At 47.8% G+C, this 17,147-nt stretch carries 14 protein-coding genes; 9 read left to right on the top strand and 5 right to left on the bottom strand.

What is annotated here, in order from left to right:
• Positions 1-63: 63 nt before the first annotated feature.
• The 3 genes from ACXAH4_RS08450 to ACXAH4_RS08440 form a co-directional block, all read right to left on the bottom strand.
• Entirely contained in the window at positions 64-1,920 is a 1,857-nt protein-coding gene (locus ACXAH4_RS08450) for a putative bifunctional diguanylate cyclase/phosphodiesterase (protein WP_474881466.1), read from the bottom strand.
• Positions 1,921-2,098: 178 nt separating this feature from the next.
• The gene (locus tag ACXAH4_RS08445) at positions 2,099-3,016 is read right to left on the bottom strand and encodes a LysR family transcriptional regulator (RefSeq protein WP_119500983.1); all 918 of its coding nucleotides are present in this window, start codon (positions 3,014-3,016) and stop codon (positions 2,099-2,101) included.
• A gap of 131 nt (positions 3,017-3,147) precedes the next feature.
• The gene (locus ACXAH4_RS08440; RefSeq protein WP_349585776.1) at positions 3,148-3,498 is read right to left on the bottom strand and encodes a rhodanese-like domain-containing protein; all 351 of its coding nucleotides are present in this window, start codon (positions 3,496-3,498) and stop codon (positions 3,148-3,150) included.
• Positions 3,499-3,704: 206 nt separating this feature from the next.
• Between ACXAH4_RS08440 and ACXAH4_RS08435 the strand changes: the two genes are divergently transcribed.
• Positions 3,705-4,025, top strand: coding sequence for an ArsR/SmtB family transcription factor (locus ACXAH4_RS08435; protein ID WP_119500985.1), 321 nt, complete (start codon positions 3,705-3,707; stop codon positions 4,023-4,025).
• Between the two features lie 44 nt (positions 4,026-4,069).
• Here ACXAH4_RS08435 and ACXAH4_RS08430 read toward each other — a convergent pair whose 3' ends face one another.
• Both ACXAH4_RS08430 and ACXAH4_RS08425 read right to left on the bottom strand, forming a co-directional pair.
• Positions 4,070-4,819, bottom strand: coding sequence for a PRC-barrel domain containing protein (locus ACXAH4_RS08430; RefSeq protein ID WP_474851841.1), 750 nt, complete (start codon positions 4,817-4,819; stop codon positions 4,070-4,072).
• Between the two features lie 223 nt (positions 4,820-5,042).
• Complete coding sequence (locus tag ACXAH4_RS08425; RefSeq protein ID WP_303574533.1) at positions 5,043-5,399, bottom strand: MaoP family protein; 357 nt, start codon at positions 5,397-5,399, stop codon at positions 5,043-5,045.
• 316 nt (positions 5,400-5,715) lie between these two features.
• On the opposite strand from ACXAH4_RS08425, the gene ACXAH4_RS08420 reads away from it, so the two are divergent.
• From ACXAH4_RS08420 to ACXAH4_RS08385, 8 genes are all read left to right on the top strand, one after another.
• Positions 5,716-5,880: a hypothetical protein gene (locus tag ACXAH4_RS08420; RefSeq protein WP_474845595.1), complete on the top strand. Its 165-nt coding sequence runs from the start codon at positions 5,716-5,718 to the stop codon at positions 5,878-5,880.
• 126 nt (positions 5,881-6,006) lie between these two features.
• Positions 6,007-6,840: a LysR family transcriptional regulator gene (locus ACXAH4_RS08415; RefSeq protein WP_119500988.1), complete on the top strand. Its 834-nt coding sequence runs from the start codon at positions 6,007-6,009 to the stop codon at positions 6,838-6,840.
• Between the two features lie 247 nt (positions 6,841-7,087).
• The gene (locus tag ACXAH4_RS08410; protein ID WP_474881464.1) at positions 7,088-8,239 is read left to right on the top strand and encodes a peptidase M16 family protein; all 1,152 of its coding nucleotides are present in this window, start codon (positions 7,088-7,090) and stop codon (positions 8,237-8,239) included.
• 8 nt (positions 8,240-8,247) lie between these two features.
• A complete protein-coding gene (locus tag ACXAH4_RS08405) occupies positions 8,248-8,613 on the top strand; it encodes a DUF2750 domain-containing protein (RefSeq protein WP_303574529.1) in 366 nt (121 codons plus the stop codon).
• 58 nt (positions 8,614-8,671) lie between these two features.
• A complete protein-coding gene (locus ACXAH4_RS08400) occupies positions 8,672-8,905 on the top strand; it encodes a DUF2789 family protein (RefSeq protein WP_474868698.1) in 234 nt (77 codons plus the stop codon).
• Positions 8,906-9,077: 172 nt separating this feature from the next.
• A complete protein-coding gene (locus ACXAH4_RS08395; RefSeq protein WP_474881462.1) occupies positions 9,078-11,243 on the top strand; it encodes a S46 family peptidase in 2,166 nt (721 codons plus the stop codon).
• Between the two features lie 143 nt (positions 11,244-11,386).
• Positions 11,387-12,694: a ribonuclease J gene (locus ACXAH4_RS08390; RefSeq protein WP_474881591.1), complete on the top strand. Its 1,308-nt coding sequence runs from the start codon at positions 11,387-11,389 to the stop codon at positions 12,692-12,694.
• Positions 12,695-12,956: 262 nt separating this feature from the next.
• Entirely contained in the window at positions 12,957-17,120 is a 4,164-nt protein-coding gene (locus ACXAH4_RS08385) for an EAL domain-containing protein (RefSeq protein WP_474881460.1), read from the top strand.
• The last annotated feature ends 27 nt before the right edge of the window (positions 17,121-17,147 follow it).

The raw sequence follows: 17,147 nt of genomic DNA, 5'->3' as shown, positions 1-17,147 counted from the left end.
CGCAATGTACGTATTACAGGGTGTCTGCGGATTAAGATCACGCTTTATTTTATAATTATAAATTCAGTGACCGCCGGTGTGAATGCGGCTTTGCGGTGATGTCAGGGAAGTACCGTCCTGCATCACAGAAAGGATGTCTTTTGCCGGCATGGGTTTGCCATAAAGATATCCTTGTGCGATGTGACAGTCCAGCCGGGTCAGCAGGCTGGCTTGTTGCTGTGTTTCCACGCCCTCGGCAATCACGTCGATCCCCAGGTTACGGCATAAAGACACAATGCCTTCCACTATTTTTGCGTCACGGTTTCCTTCAGCCAGACCACGAATAAATGACTGGTCAAGTTTGACAGTATGAATATCCAGTTCCCGCAAGTAGGCAAATGAACTCATGCCAGTACCAAAATCGTCAATCGATGTGGCAATACCCATTTCTCTGAAATCTGACAGTACGCGGCGGCTTACCGCGATATCTACCATCGTAGCGCTTTCAGTGAGTTCAAATTCCAGCAAGGCCGGTTTAATACCTGACTTTTCCAGCAAACTACGGACAAAGGGGATGAATGCGCTGTCCATTAAATTATAAGCAGACAGATTGACAGAAACAGGTAATTCAAACCCGCAGGATGACCAGGTTTTGATCTGATTGACCGCCATTTCCACCGTGTAACGGGTAAAAGCATGAATAATTCCGCTTTGTTCGACCAAATCAATGAATAACGAAGGTTGCAGCAGTCCTTCTTCAGGATGCTGCCACCGTACAATGGCTTCGGCGCCTGCCAGCCTGCCACTGCCAATTTCTACTTTGGGCTGATAATGCAGTACAAATTCTTTATTGTGTAATGCAGAGCGAAGCTGACTGCGCAAAGTCACTTTAATGGTGCTGTTATATGCCAGTCTCTCATTATAAATTTGCACGCCAAGACGTAATTTCTTGGCCCTGTGCATGGCGTTTTCAGCATTTCTGATCAGCATTTCGTGGTGATGACCATGCTCAGGGAAACAGGCAACACCAATACTGCAACTGACCTCAAATGCACTGTTTCCGATAAATAACGGCTCGCGGCAATCGTACAGCAGGGTAAACGCGCGGCTGAGCACATCGTCTGCCGGCAGGTCAGGGTGCCAGATAACAAATTCATCACTACGGTAGCGATATACCTTGACGCCTTTTCCGGCAATATTTTTTAACCGCTGTGAAAAAGCAAACAACATTCTGTCACCCATCGCGTGTCCCAGCGCATCATTTATTTCTCTGAATCGGTCGAGATCAAGAAAAAACAACGCGCCATGGGTTGAATTGAAGGTATCACCGGACAGCAGCGCATTGCGGTTGGGAAGTTTGGTCAGTGCATCTTCAAGAGCCAGTCGCTCCAGCGTGTTGTTGGCTTGCTCAAAGCGGCGGGCAATGAAGGCGGACATCAGCAGGGCAGCCCACACTGCAACCCAAAACGTAATAAAGCCGGCGACAGAAAGGGTGTTGACTATCTGTGAGGAGATTTCAGTGAGATCTTTTGTGCGCCAGATAACGGTCAACGGGGCTCCATCTGCGGTTGAAGGCAGTTCACGGATATAAAGACGCAGGTTATTAAATTCTGTGACCGGCTCGCCTGAGTTTGCCGTCAGTGTGTCGGGAAGGTCAGCTATGCCGGACTTTTGATACAAGATTACCGGACCCCGCTTCACCATCATTACCGCATCAGGCATCAGTCTTTTGTTGATGGCCGGCTGACTGGCAAGGGTGCTGATAAAAGGCATCTGGCTGTCGAAATACTGTTTTTCAAAATCGGTTTCAAGCTCAATCAGAATGCCATGGCCGAGGTAGCACAATACGCCTATCAGCAGCATAGATAAGCCTGTGGAGCCTGCCAGCAACCGCTTGCGCAAGCTGGCTTTATTATGTTGAATTTCGACTCTATGCGGCATTGATTGTGGTATCCGCTTTGAAAGGCTGAATCTCAGGTGCAGACCCTGTGGCTCCGGAATAACAATAAATGATGGTACGTGGCACGGGTCCCTCCTTTGTTATTATTTTATACGGGACCTGTTTGTTATACCTGCTTACGCTTTTTGGGGCAACTTTTGCGCCCGATTTGCATACTATTTAACGAATTAAAAAGCCTTCCGCTTCTGCTGTGGGAAGATTCATTGACTGATAGCGCAGTTCGCCAATAAAAGCACGGGCAGCGGGTCCGAGACGGTCTCCGTCTTCAAAACAAAGATACAACAGGCCTTTACGTATACCGCTGGTCTCCATCGGGAGTGGTTTCAACAGTCCCTGATTCAGCTGTGGCTTGATAATAGCCAGTGGCAGCCATGCGAAACCCAGACCTTTGCATATAATGTCGATTGATGTACGTACGTGGCTTACTGTCCAGCGTTGGTCGGCACCCAGCCAGCCGGACTCGGCTTTGCGTTCTGCAGACGAATCACGCACCACTATCTGACGGTGAGATTTTAAATCTTCTACGGTTAAAGCACGTTCAAGCTGATGCAGCGGATGGTCCGGGTGGGCAACGGCAACAAATTCGATTTCGCATAAATCTTCGCTGAAACCGTTTTTAACTGCAAAAGGTGAGATAGCAATATCTACTTCAGCAGCTTTTAAAAGTGAATTTGCACCATTAAGTACGGTTTCCATCAGTTCTATCCGTAAAAGGGGATATTCCTGAGAGACTTTATTTAAAACATTATATAAAAGCGTAGGCGGGAAAATAATATCAACAGCAATGCGTAATTGCGTCTCTGTGCCACTTTGCAGGTTCGTCGCAACGGCTTCCAGTTTGTGTGCTTCATCAAGGAGAAAATTAGCACGGCGCAGCATCAAATCACCGGCCTCTGTTAATTTAACTTTTCGCCCGTCATTTTCAAATAAAGTAATGCCAAGGGCTGTTTCCAGTTTTTGAACGGCGTGATGCACACTCGACTGACTTTTATGTACCAGCTGTGCTGCCTGATTAAAGCCACCTGCATCCACGACGGCTTTAAACATCCGCCACTGCTCTAACGTTGCTTTCAACATAATTTTCCGTGTCTGTCTTTAATCAACTACTAAGGTAACTTTGCTTCTGTTTCTGATAATCAGTTTACCTCAGAGCGCACGCTGGTAAAACACGAAAGCATAAAACCTTATCAGCCGGTTGCGCCGGTCTGTCATTCAGGGAAGTGTTTACAAATATCTATAACAGGACAGGTGATCACAGAGACATTTTCGTATCCCATCAATGCAAGTTGTTCTGCAGCCAGTTTGGCGCGGACCCCCGATGCGCAATGTAAATAAACCGGTTTGGCGGCGTCAGGGAACTTTTCGGCCATCTTCATCTCTAATACCCCCCTGGGGAAATTGATAGCGCTTTCAGACGGCTGGTTCTGACATTCACCCGGCTCACGAACGTCAATCAATACGCCGTCATTGCCGGCACATTCCGACGCTGCCTCTTGAGCGGTAATAATTCGTAAGGGCAGGGTGATAGAAGCAATGCGTTCCTGAATCGTCTTCAGCATGGTTATTCTCCGGAAATGGTCGGGTCATGACAGTCATGTCCCCCGATAGTGATAACATTTGCAATATAAGGTGAATGTAATATAGCTTGCGGTAAATAAACAGTGGTAATACCTTGGAACGCATGTTATTTACGATGAACATTGTTGATAAGTGAGAATCATTTACGCTTTAATACCCACAAATAAATAATAAAGAAGTACTACTAATGACAGCGACTGCAAACAACATTGACACAGAAGAATTGTTATCCCATGCCTCCGAGGCTGAGCGATATTTAAAGCAATTAGCGAACAAAACCCGCCTTATGGTGTTATGTTCTCTGCTAAATGATGAATTTTCTGTATCTGATTTACTGACCAGGATTCCGGTAACTCAGCCGGTACTTTCTCAACATCTGGCACTTTTACGTGAGGCCAACATGGTGGCCACCCGTCGTGACGGGCAGACAATTTACTATAGTCTGGCCGACGACAGAGTGAAGCAGACTATAGGCCTGCTTTATGGTTTCTTCTGTGCTGCAGAGTGACATCTCCGGTTCTTATTGAATTAAGGCGGCGGCTGCCGCCTTTATTATTTTCGATCTGTCATTAAAGGTTTACTTGCCAGAGACGCAAGGTAGTCGGCGTCATCAAGGCGGTCATCATCCACTTCCGGTAATGCCATCAGGTCATCATGACTGACGTTCACATGAATTTTATGCGTCGACCAGTCGATGTCTTTTATCAGCGCGGGAGCGAGCGCAATTTTTTTCCCGCCGGGCAGCCAGTTTCGTGTATCAATAATGAAAAGCTGAATGGCCCAGTTGCGTTTGTCGATGACAAAATCACATACGTGACCTGTGTCCTCGCCCTGCGCACTGATATCGTACCCGTTTACTTCGTCGCAGGACCGTAAGTGATTTTCAGGCTTGCTTTCAAGGCTGTCCATGTCGTCCTGCATACTTTGCTGATCAACAAGCTCTGTAGGATGTGAGAAGTCGCCCCAGGCACCCGGTCCCGTCCAGTAATAGCCGTAACCGAAATATTTAAATAAGATTTCTTCGTATTCCCGCGATAACGGTTTGTGGTCGTCGATGGACGGACTTTCTTTCAAAGCATCTTTGGTCATAGACACATAGAGTTTTTCTTCTGTGTCATTCACCTCAGTAAGTGAAATAGGGGAGAGTACAACTTTGCGGCCAAGGGGCAGCCACTTGTGTGTATCGGCCACAAAGTAGCGGATAACGAAATCCTGATCATCAAACAAAACATCTTTGCACTGACCAATGTCGCCGTCAGTGGCATGAATTCCGAATTTTGTCAGGGTATTAAAAGCAATCATCTTTTTGTCCTTTTTGCCTGCTTAAACCATAAGCGCAGTGAAATCCCGGTCTTACAAGTACTGAGATTGCACGGGTATACATGCTGTTTCGTACAGGCAATCTAAAAAGATCACAAAAAGCTGCGGGAAAAAGTAAAAAGTTAAGGCGTGAATAAAACGGCAAAACCTGACCGGTTCCGTGAAAGAAACCGGGCAGGTTCATAAAGATGACTGTGAAGATGAATCAGGCGACGTCGAATGTTTCGTCTGAGTAGTCATCATCAAATTCGGCCGCGTTGCTGGCCGAACTGTGTAACGTGTAGAAGTTACGTTTTCCACGGGCTAGGTGTACGTACTTTTGCCACGCTTTTTCCAGTCCGTTCTCAGCCGGAACAGTACCGGAAATGAAAGCGACAAAGTGTTTTTCATCAGCGGATTCAGGTTGTATTGTGCCTGATTCCAGATCACACAAAGTTTTACCGTAACGTGTCAGCAAGTCGGCCTCAGGTATACTGAAGTCTCCGGATTTTTTAAAACCGTACGGAAATTTTACCCTGTCGATGAAGGGCTTTGGAGCTGGTCGGATATCAAACGTTTTCATGGCGAAGTCTCGAAAAGGAGTAAACTCAGCAGACTTTTAAATCAATAAAAACACCATGGGAAACAAATTTTTTTTACCTTTAAGATAAATAATTTTGAATGTGCTTTTGTCAGGACGACAAGCACCGTGAGCAGTCCGGGAAACGGGCTCAACGGGGAAATTAGCCCTTTAACGCTACACTAGTGAGGTAGCTAATGAATAGAGGGTGGTTGATTTTTGTTCAGTGAAATTATTCATCGTCACGATGATTAATTTTTGTTTCCCATTTTTGTCAGCACACTGATAATGGAGATGTGGCAATAACTATGAGACTGCAATGAGTAAAGACTATCGTTACCAGCGTGAAGAATGGGACTCGGTAGAAGATGGTGACCTTCACGGCAAAAAAAGCCAGGACCGTCGTCATCAGGTGAAAACTAAGCAAAAGCGTGACGTTCAGCGTCGCGAAAAACAGCGAAGGCTTCACCAGGAAAGTTACTGATAACACGCGATTAATGTTATCTGAGCAACGCATCAGTTTTCTGATGCGTTGTGTACATTTTTGTTTTACAACCATAGAAAGCTGTGAGACCGTATACCCTGTAACGTGACTCGCTGTGTAGCATCTATGGATATCCGCTTTTTATCTACCTTTCTTGAAGTTGTTAAGACCCGGCATTTTGGTAAAGCCGCAGAGAATCTTTATCTGACGCAATCTGCTGTCAGCGCCAGAATTAAATTGCTGGAAGAGTATTTTCAGACCACTTTATTTATACGCCACCGCAACAGTATTCAATTGACGCAGGCTGGTGAGAAACTCCTTCCTTTCGCGCATCAACTGACCGACACGCTAAAAGACGCCAAACGGGAACTGCAAGCCGAATCCGGCGAATTTGTGGTGTGCGCCGCTACCCAGCTGGCCAGTGAAATGGGGTTCACGTCTGTGCTGGGAAAAGTTCATCAGGCATTTCCAGACTGGTCTGTAAAAGCCGAAGTGCTTACGCTGGACAGCTTATCCCGTCAGCTTCATGAAAGAACCATCGACATTGCATTGTCTTCAGAACCGCTGAAGTCTGAAGAAATTCTGAGTACGGAGTTGCTATGTGAGCCCCTTGCTATGTTTGCTTATGGTACTGAAGCAGAAGAGCCTGCGCCGAACACCTATGTGTCTGTAGAGTGGGGCAGCAAAGTCAGGGATAAGTTACAGCAAATCAGTCCTCAGCTCCGTGATGCCAGACTCAGTACAAATTCTCTCCGGCTGGCTGCCAGCAGCCTTACTGAAGAAGGCGGCTTTGCGTTGTTACCGGAATCGGTTGCAAAAAAACTGTTACCGGCCGGGGAACTCCGTTGTGTCAGTACTTTTGAGGATCTCTCTGCGACGGTTTATCTTAATACAATGAAATCGGTTAAACGTCCCGGGCTACCCGCACTGCTCGATTTACTCACATCCGCTCAAGTGTGATATTACCTGTATCGACCGGTCACTCACCTTTTTATTTACATCGTCAGACTGGCGTAATACCAGTCTGAATCTGGAATTTAATTCTGTTTGGGTTATGATACCTGCATACGGTTAAACTTTCGCAAGGCTGGCGGATTAAAAGTTACCGTTTATCTCTGTGTCTGACGGATTTAGCACAGATGAGAACCAAATCACTATTAATACTGTATTGACTGACAGAATATGCGGCCATGGAAGGAGTAAAAGCATGCGTTGTCTGAAAATATGGGGTCTGGTAATCGAGTGTTTGACCTCATGGGCGTTAACAGCCTCTGTTGAAACTGTCTCTGCGGAACAAGTTCCGGCGAAATATTCCTCATCTGTTACCAGTGCGGTACAGCTACAGCCTGCCAATGGCGAAGTGTTCAATTCTGTTGCTCAGGGCGCGATAACGTTCACCCTGGAAAATGGCCTTAACGTGGTCATGCTGCCCATGGATACAACAGCCGCCGTCACCTTACATTTGCAGTTTGATACCAACCGGTATCCTGATAAACCTTTGCCAGGATTACCTGCGCTGGCTTTCGATGTATTGGCAGCAAATCCCGCTTTGTCATATTTTAACGGTGATCTCCGGTTGGTCAGCGGCGCCCGTACCAGTCAGGTGAGCGTGGATACGTCCGGCGAAAAAGCTATAGAAGCGACTAATGTGCTGGCACAGGCTGTACGCTATAACGGTATTGATGAAGACATTCTGGCAAGAACAAAAGCCGAACACTGGCGGAACTATGAAATTGCCGGTTTGCAAAAAGCCACCGGTATTGAGGCCGGTAATTTAAGCCGCGGGACAGTGCAACCGGAAGCGGCTTCATTTTTGAATATCACTGGCGATGATATCCGCAACTATGTGACTGACACACTGGTGGCCAGCCGTGCCAGACTCTTTGTGGCAGGAGATTTTATGCAGGATAAAATGGAACAGGCCATACGACAGGCATTTGCCGGCATGCCGGCTGGAAACGAAGGTGCGTCCGCCGGTGAAAACCGCTATGCCGGCTACACGTTAGTTCACCGTGAAGTGGCAACGCCCGCCAGACGGTTAACAGCAGCCTTTGCGCCGGAAAAACGCTTAACGGCAGGGGATAAACCTGCTTCCAGCTTTGTGTTACCGCAACACCAACGCGGTGAATTAATTAATCAGTTAGCAAATCTTTACGCTTTTGACTTGCAGGAAAGAAGTCTGACCCAATATATCAGCTATGTTCATCAAAGATCAGTCGTCCGGTCTGGCAATACTGTGGAGAGAAATCCCATGGCAGATTCATTATCATCGGGTAACGAAAAGCCGGAATATCAAACACAAGATGATAAGCCGGATGCTGAAAAATTTAAGTCAGATAACCGCTTGCCGGTTCTGTAAGGAAATGTATGTCTTTATCTCACCCTCTACTGGAAGTCAGTGCTGAAAAACGCCTTCAGGCCACCGTTGAATCCGTCATTGAAAATGGCGAGGTGTGGATCTTAAAAGATGACGATGGTTGTGTGATGCTCACTTCTGATGAAGAAGACGGTGTGCCGGTATGGCCTGATGAGGCGCTGGCTGCACTCTGGGCTACGGATGAATGGTCTCACTGTGAGCCGTTACGTATTTCCCTGCAGGACTGGATGCAAAAGTGGACACCGGGCTTGTTGAAAGACGCGCTGGTGGTCATGGTTTGCCCAGTACCGGGTGAAGAAGGCGAGATTATTGAGCCGGACGTCATGGCGGAGAAAATTCTCGCTGCAAAAGGCTGATCGCAGGGGCTGCCTCTTACGTTAAAACCTTATCAGAAATGAATAAAAGGAGCAGCGTATGTTATTGCAACAACCCACAATGCAGGATCTGTTCGCTCAACTGGGTTTGGACAACAGCGATGAAGCGATGGAGAGTTTTATCGAAAAGCACCGGGGTTTGAACGACAGCAGACACATTGAAGATGCACCTTTCTGGAATGATGCGCAGGCTACATTCTTGAGAAGTGCTTTGCTGGAGGATGCTGAATGGGTCGAAATTATCGATCAACTAAATGCTGAACTGCATCATTAAATAAAGTCACGCCCTGCATCTGACAGGGCTTTTTTTGCTCTTCCCTGACACATTTTCACACACTCTTTAGCGTCTCATCGCGATGCAGTCTCCTTTTGCAATTTCCATTCTGACGTCTGCCGGGTAAACTAGGGACGTAAAATAACGACGGAAAAAAGCAAAAGGAATCAAGATGTCCCGAAAAACAATCATTGCTGCGTCAGTAGCATTTTGCTGTGCAGCGCTTCCGGCACTGGCAAAAGAAGGTATGTTTACCCCTGAACAGCTCCCGCAAATAGCCGGTGATCTTAAAAATACCGGTCTGGAGATTTCTCCTGAAACACTCTCTGACTTAACCGGTTTTCCCATGGGCGCGATTGTTTCCCTTGGCGGTTGCTCTGCTTCCTTCGTTTCCGCACAGGGTCTTGCCGTTACCAACCATCACTGTGCGCGTGGCTCAGTGCAATACAACAGTACACCTGACAACAATTATCTGAAAAACGGTTTTCTTGCAAAGGAGCTCGCAGATGAGTTGCCGGCCGCGCCCGGTACGCGCATGTTCGTCACTGTGGATGTTGCCGACGTGACCAGTCAGGTTACCGGCACGCTCAGTGAGAAATTACAGGGGCGGGAACGATACGATGCCATCGAGCAAAACCGCAAGGCGATTATTGCTGAATGTGAAGCCGAGCCCGGTTACCGCTGTTCCGTGCCGGCTTTTTTCCAGGGCCTGGAATATAAATTAATCAGGCAAATGGAAATACGCGATGTACGCATCGCCTATGCACCGGCGGAATCCACCGGGACATACGGTGGGGAAATTGATAACTGGATGTGGCCCCGCCACACAGGGGATTTCTCATTTTACCGCGCTTATGTGGGACCGGACGGAAAGCCGGCAGTCTACAGTGAAGATAATGTCCCTTATCAGCCAGCACAAATACTCAAGGTCTCTGCAGCCGGGTTGGATGACGGCGATTTTGTTATGGCGGCAGGTTATCCCGGCTCTACAAACCGTTATGCCAGACATTCACTGGTTTCCTATACGTTTGACTGGTTGTATCCAACGAACCTTGATTTGGGGGGGCAGTGGGTTGATACCATCAAGGGCGCATCTGAAGAGGGTAGTGATGCGCGGATAAAATATGATGCCTTACTCGCCAGCCTGAATAACTTCCTGAAAAATATACAGGGACAACTTGAAGGCGCTAAGCGGGTGGGACTGGTTTCGCGCCGCGCCGAAAGGGAAGAGGCTCTGACTTCCTGGCTAACGTCGCAGGGTAAAAATGCCCTGGTTGACAATATCACTCAACTGGACAGCGTCATGGACGAGCGCATCAGAAACAACAAGCAAAATTTCTGGTATAGAAATTTGTCCCGCGCACAGCTATTGTCAGTGGCGAAACAGCTTTACCGCAATGCAATAGAAAGTGAGAAGCCGGATGCTGAACATGAACCGGGTTTTCAGGATCGGGACCGTTCACGGCTGGAAGAAAGCCTGACACGGGTTGATCGCCGCTTCGATGTCGCTGTTGATAAAGCGGTATGGAAAAAAATGATTTCTCTTTATATGGCTCAGCCTGAAGATGCACGGGTAAAAGCCTTTGACAATGCTATGGGTCTGAAGGCCGCTGCCGATAAAGGAAACCTTGATGAAGTACTGGATACTTTTTATCGTGAAACTACACTGAAAGATACTGAAATGCGGGTAAACTGGCTTAAGGCCGGTCGCAGTGAATTTGAGAGCAGTAAAGATCCTTTCATTCGTCTTGCTGTGGCGTTATATGACACTGAAATGCAAATAGAAGATGCCACAAAAGCGCTGCGGGGGCAGTCTGCTGCCTTGCAGCCTCTGTATATGCAAGCCATTATTGACTGGCAGAAATCAAAAGGTAATCTGGCGTACCCTGATGCCAACAGTACTCTGAGGGTGACCTACGGAAATGTACTCGGCGGCTCGCCAAAAGACGGTTTAATCTATGAACCGTTTACCCGTCTTGAAGGTATTTTAGAGAAAGACACCGGGGAAAGTCCCTTCAATGCACCGGCAAAATTGTTGTCGCTGATTGAAGAAAAGCAGTATGGACCTTATAAGCTGGATAGTATTAACAGTGTGCCGGTCAATTTCCTTACCGATCTGGATTCCACCGGCGGTAACTCAGGCTCTGCAACGCTGAATGCCAATGCTGAACTGGTTGGCTTGTTGTTCGACGGTACATTTGAAAGTGTCAACTCAGACTGGGATTTTGATCCCCGTACAACACGTACTATTCATGTTGATGCGCGATACATGCTGTGGGTAATGGAATATGTAGACGGCGCAACCAATCTCATTGATGAAATGACCATCGTGAAATAATTGCCTGTTCTGACTACGTACGGCCTGTGATTGACAGGCCGTTTCTATTTTAACTTCTTGATGGGGAGGTGATTATCAGCTCACTTAATCCGGCAAAAGATGATTTATGGTTTATTCCGCTGGGCGGTACCGGTGAAATTGGCATGAACCTGAATCTTTATGGACACGACGGACAGTGGTTAATGGTGGATTGCGGCGTCTCATTTAATGAGCCTCTGTATCCGGCCGCTGAAACGGGCGTCACGAAAGATGCCTTATTTTCTGTCGTCGCGCCGGACCCGGAATTTATCACCTCCCGCAAAGAGCAACTGGCCGGGCTGGTGATAACCCATGCTCATGAAGATCACGTCGGTGCGGTTCCTTATATCTGGCAACGGTTTCGTTGTCCTGTTTATACCACGCCGTTTACTGCCGAAGTGCTGCGCCGCAAACTGGCAAGGGAAAATATGGCCGGACGGGTGCCAATTATAGAAGTGTCGGAAAACAGCTCCCACACGATTGGGCCTTTCACCGTGCGTTGGCTGGCTATCACTCATTCCATTCCTGATCCCTACGCCATATTGATAGACACCTCCGCAGGTAAAATTTTTCATACCGCTGACTGGAAAATTGATGCGCAGCCTGTGTCAGGCAAGCCTTTTCAGCACACACTTTATCAGGCCCTGCAGGACGAAAACATTCTGGCCATGGTGGGGGATTCCACCAACGCATTAAAGCCCGGTATGTCACTGTCTGAACGTAATTGCTTCGATGGTTTGTTATCAGTTATCAAACCATTGAAGGGCAGAATAGTGGTAGCCTGTTTTGCCAGTAACATCGCCAGATTGATTTCTCTGGCGCGGATTGCTCAACGGACAGGGCGTTACCTTGCCCTGCTTGGCCGCTCACTCATCAACATGGTCAGCATTGCCAGGGCTCAGGGCTTCTGGCCGGAAGACATAACGCTGGCAGATCCAGAACATATTGGCTACTTACCACCCGAAGAAGTGCTGGTGGTGGCAACAGGCAGCCAGGGAGAGCCCCGGGCTGCGCTCTCCCGTCTGGCAACAAACAGTCATCCGCAACTGGAGCTGGCCAGAGGCGACCATGTTATTTTTTCCAGCATAGTGATACCCGGTAACGAAAAGCCGGTAGAGCGGTTACTGTCCCGTTTTGCAGCCATGGGAGTCAGTACGTTGCTCAGTGAAGACAGCCCGTTGCCGGTTCACGCCAGCGGTCACCCCTGTGCTGAAGAACTCAAGCTTATGTATCACTGGGTGAAGCCGGAAATTGCCATTCCTGTACATGGCGAAGCTGCACATCTGCAGGCCCATGCAGATATTGCAAAATCATGCGGTATCCGGAAAACCTATGTGGGCACCAATGGTGATCTTTACCGCCTCGCTCCTCAGGCCGGTATCAAACGCGGCGCGGTGAAAGCCGGCCGGATCCCTATCAGGGAAAAGGACTGACACGTATTAACAGCTTCTTATTTTTCAATGAGGTATGTAAATTTATCCTCAGGTCAGGCAGTGCCGCTTTCATTTATGTGCAGAATCGTTAAACTGCACACCATAGACAAATAGCAATTGCGGTTCGCTGTGTCTGACCGGTAAAAAAACGGTGCACGGCGAAGTTGTCAGGCCCGCTGAGGCCTCTCATGTCGAAGTGAAACGACACCTGATGATAACAATGAAAATAATGCACCAGTTCCCGGACATCAGGGAACGATTAATGACACTGTTGTTTTTTATTCTGTTTTTTCTTACTGGCACGGTGAATGCCGCTCCTCTTATCGAAGATCCCACTTTTTTACAGCTCGGTACCGCCGATGGTCTGGCTCAGGACAAGGTTCAGGATATCGTGCGCGACCGTGACGGATTTATCTGGGTGGCGACAGAAGGGGGAGTGAGCCGCTGGGACGGTTACCGCTTTGTTACCCTGGAAGGTCCTGACGGATTGTTCGTCAACAACGAAATCCGTAATTTGTTTGTCGACAGCAGCAATCGTCTGTGGGTTTCCACTTATTCTGACGGCGTTTATTTTTTTGATTTAAACAGTAACCGTTACCAACTGGTCAGCAGAGTCAGTTATTTTGATGAAGAAGGTTGGACCCAGGGTGCTGATGCCTTCGAAGAACTGGCGGACGGTTCTATGGTGGTGGCGCTGGAACAGCACATTATCAGATATTATCCCCAAACCGGTGAAAGTACTGAACTGTATCGTCTTACCAAAGAGCATATCGGAGAGGGGAACGTAATCAGGGATGTAAAGAGTATTGGTGACCAGCTCTTTATCGCCACAAGTTACGGCCTGGAAGTTATGTCACTGTCAAAAGGGCTGGCAAGTCTTAAAACACTCAACTATCTGCCTGCCGGTGATATCTCCAATCTTTCTGTTAATACAAAAACCTTATATACCCCTTCTCCGGATACATTATTTATCGGCACGGTAGGGGGACTTTTTTCAATCCCGGTGACTGTTTTTACCGCAGAAGTCGGTGATGTTATTGAGGTTCAGGGCAGCCGTGTCGTTAGAGATCGCAATATCTGGACAATGGTGCCGGCCGGCAACGGAGAGTACTGGCTGGGCACAGACCTTGGACTGTTCAGGTTATATCGTGAAAATGACCAGTGGCAAAACAGCCATATTCTTTATCCTCATGCAGGCATCATTACACTGGCTGACAAAAGTATCCGCAGCTTGTTGTCAGATGAGCAGGGGAATTTATGGATGGGCAGCGTATATGGTGGTCTTTTGTTCTGGTATGCCAAGCCATTAGGTATCGAGACGTATCAGAACACCATTCGTGACGATAAGCCGGTCGTGGCGGATAACACCGTGTGGTCATTTTTGCAGGAAGACGACATTCTGTGGGTGGGTACCAAAAACGGATTAACAGCATTCAATCTTAAAACAGAAGAAAGCCGGCATTTCCTTCGTGAAAATGATATCGCCAACAGCAGCGATGTCAGTATTATCATGAATATCTATTCTGCACCGGGTGACAATTTAATTCTCGAGACATACAGAGGACTGCGAATGTTCTCTAAGCAAACCGGAAAAATCAGTCTGCTGCCGGCACAGACACCGGAGGCTGAAAAAGTCTTAAACGATTGGAATTTTGGCACCGCAACGGACAACGAAGGCCGCATTTATTTTATTTCCCGGGGCTTCTGGCGCTACGACCCGGCCACTGAAAAACTGGAATCTCTGCCGCTGGATATTGAAGGCATTAACGCCAATTATTCCTTTACCTTTCTTGGTGCAGATAAGCGCTACCCCGGCAAGATCTTCTTGTCAGTGAGAGACGCTGTACTGATGGTAGATACCACGGATTTCGGGATCCGCGATGTCTACCGGTTTCCTGAAAAGGAACGCAATAATATCAGCGCGGTTACCAGCTTCATGGTCGACAGTCACGATGTACTCTGGCTGGGCTTTCCCAGTTACGGCATGGTGGGTTTAGACGCTGAAACCTTTGCTGTGAAAACATACTTGAACGGAACAGAGTCGTTGTTCACAGACATTGTTTACAGCCTCACCGGAGATGAAAGCGAGAACATCTGGTTTACTACCCATGGATTCCTCGGGCGTTATTCACCTCTTTCCGGTTCCGTAGAGCGGTACCGTTACGGGGAAGACATCAGAGTCTCTGAGTTTAATGATGGCGCAGCGTTAAAGCTCAGTGACGGACGGCTGGTATTTGGTTCTACGGCCGGGTTCGTGTTGTTTGATCCGGAAAAATTGCTGGATAAAGCAAAGCAACGGGCCCGTAGTGTGAAAAAAATGGTGATCAGCAATGTGTTGCTGGACTCCCGCATGATCCATGAACCCATGCGAAACCTTAGTGGTGAACATGTTACGTTTAATCATGACGACTACGGCATTACTATTCAGTTCACTGCGCTGTCGTCCAGTTACAGCCGCGATACAACATTCCGCTATAAGCTCGTCAGAGAAAATTCGGTGGTCAGCGAGTCGGTCTCCAAAAACGGCAGTGTCACATTTGCATTTCTGTCTCCGGGCGAATATCACTTTGATGTGTCCCCGTTAAAGCAGGACAACGATGTGGTGCTGCTGCCGGCTTCTTTGTCTTTTACCATTCCGTATCCGCCGCTACGTTCACCGGTGGCCTACAGTATTTATTTTTGCTTTCTGCTGGTTTTACTTGCCAGTTATCTCTTTCACCGGCAGCGTCAGCAAAACCGCTTACATCAAGCGCAACATCAGGTGCGTTTGTTCGGTGACGCGTTTCAGCACACCCGTGACTGGGTAATGATTTTCGACAACGCCTATATGCCGGTGGCTGTGAATCCTTCATGCTGTGCAGCATTCGGGCTCGACAGCGACAAGGGACTGGAACGCCAGCTGAATCGTATGTTTGAGAACTCGCCGCGACTGGGTAAAACGTTAAGAGAAAAATTATCTGTTCTGAAAGCCGGCGAGTTCTGGAAGAGCGAAGAAAGTCTCACCGGTGCTGATGGCCGCCATTATGACGTACTGGTTGAAGTCTCTGTGACCGGCACGATGACTGATGCGGATAAAATCGACCATTACCTCATTATCATGTCAGATATTACGGAGCAGAAAAACGCCGAAAGAAAGCTTATTAAAGTGGCGAACTACGACAGTCTTACCGGTCTGGTTAACCGGACACTGTTGCTCGAAAGGCTTGAACAGGCCATTGAGCGTGCCAATCACCATGGTAGCGAAGTGGGGGTATTGTTCGTCGACCTGGACAGGTTTAAAGGCATTAATGATTCTTTAGGACATGATTATGGCGATAAGTTGCTCAGGATTGTTGCCAACCGCATGCTGAACCTGGCATCACCGGACGATACTGTAGCCAGACTGGGCGGTGATGAATTTGTTATTGTGACTGAAAATGTTACTGACAGGCAGAAAGTCGGCGAGTTTGTGGGGCACCTGATTGAGTCCGTTGAAACCCCTATCGCCCTTGGCAACGAAGTGGTGCGGGTGTCTGCCAGTGTGGGGATTTCTTTTTATCCCGAAGATGCCTCTGAGCCCGCTGAGTTGCTGAAACAGTCAGATGTGGCCATGTATACGGCGAAGAAAGATACTGTGTCCGGCTTCAGTTATTTCACTGAAGATATGAATGCCAAAGTCCGCGACAGACTTAAGCTGGAAAACAGGGTGAAAAAAGCCTGGCAGGAACAGTGTTTTTACAATCATTATCAGCCCATCATAAATGCGAAAACCGGCAAAACTGTCGGTGTCGAATTACTGCTTCGTTGCTCACTTAATGAACCTCCTTTATACCCGTCCGAATTCATTCCGGTACTGGAAGAATTACGTTATGTGATTGATGTGACCCGTGCTGCCATGCAGGGCGCCGTGGATGATCTCATAACGTGGTATGCGGACGGCTTTGAGGGGTATGTGGCAATTAACCTGTCAGCTTTACACTTTAAAACCGAGTTCGATATTGACGGTGTGAAAGCCTTACTGGATGAGGCCGGTTTGCCAAGAAGTGCATTGCGCTTCGAGCTTACTGAAGGGATCCTGATGGATGATGCGGAAGGTGCTCTCCGTCAGGTTAACCGGTTTATCGAAGCAGGATTTATACTGGCACTGGATGACTTTGGTACCGGCTATTCATCATTGAGTTATCTGAAAAAATTCCCCCTTCAGGTACTAAAAATCGATAAAAGTTTTGTCGATGACATTGAGCCTGATGGCAGTAACGATGCGCTGGTACTGGCGACCATAGAAATGGCAACTAATCTGAATATGCGTTGTGTCGCTGAAGGGGTAGAAGAAGCCGGACAGGTAGAATATTTACTTGAGAAGGGATGTATTTACCACCAGGGCTATTATTATTCCCGCCCTGTTGAGGCGAAATATGTGCCTGAGCTACTGAACCGGCAATGGTAACTGTTATTCGTCTGTCATAACCGGCAA

It is taken from the genome of Alteromonas sp. ABV2_168 (assembly GCF_056161165.1).
The sequence above is the reverse complement of the archived record's forward strand: the minus strand, read 5'-3'. Positions and strand labels throughout refer to the sequence as shown.

Coding starts and splice junctions, on each gene's coding strand:
- ACXAH4_RS08450 (WP_474881466.1), bottom strand. CDS start 1,920: ATGCCGCATAGAGTCGAAATTCAACATAATAAAGCCAGCTTGCGCAAG.
- ACXAH4_RS08445 (WP_119500983.1), bottom strand. CDS start 3,016: ATGTTGAAAGCAACGTTAGAGCAGTGGCGGATGTTTAAAGCCGTCGTG.
- ACXAH4_RS08440 (WP_349585776.1), bottom strand. CDS start 3,498: ATGCTGAAGACGATTCAGGAACGCATTGCTTCTATCACCCTGCCCTTA.
- ACXAH4_RS08435 (WP_119500985.1), top strand. CDS start 3,705: ATGACAGCGACTGCAAACAACATTGACACAGAAGAATTGTTATCCCAT.
- ACXAH4_RS08430 (WP_474851841.1), bottom strand. CDS start 4,819: ATGATTGCTTTTAATACCCTGACAAAATTCGGAATTCATGCCACTGAC.
- ACXAH4_RS08425 (WP_303574533.1), bottom strand. CDS start 5,399: ATGAAAACGTTTGATATCCGACCAGCTCCAAAGCCCTTCATCGACAGG.
- ACXAH4_RS08420 (WP_474845595.1), top strand. CDS start 5,716: ATGAGTAAAGACTATCGTTACCAGCGTGAAGAATGGGACTCGGTAGAA.
- ACXAH4_RS08415 (WP_119500988.1), top strand. CDS start 6,007: ATGGATATCCGCTTTTTATCTACCTTTCTTGAAGTTGTTAAGACCCGG.
- ACXAH4_RS08410 (WP_474881464.1), top strand. CDS start 7,088: ATGCGTTGTCTGAAAATATGGGGTCTGGTAATCGAGTGTTTGACCTCA.
- ACXAH4_RS08405 (WP_303574529.1), top strand. CDS start 8,248: ATGTCTTTATCTCACCCTCTACTGGAAGTCAGTGCTGAAAAACGCCTT.
- ACXAH4_RS08400 (WP_474868698.1), top strand. CDS start 8,672: ATGTTATTGCAACAACCCACAATGCAGGATCTGTTCGCTCAACTGGGT.
- ACXAH4_RS08395 (WP_474881462.1), top strand. CDS start 9,078: ATGTCCCGAAAAACAATCATTGCTGCGTCAGTAGCATTTTGCTGTGCA.
- ACXAH4_RS08390 (WP_474881591.1), top strand. CDS start 11,387: ATGAACCTGAATCTTTATGGACACGACGGACAGTGGTTAATGGTGGAT.
- ACXAH4_RS08385 (WP_474881460.1), top strand. CDS start 12,957: ATGACACTGTTGTTTTTTATTCTGTTTTTTCTTACTGGCACGGTGAAT.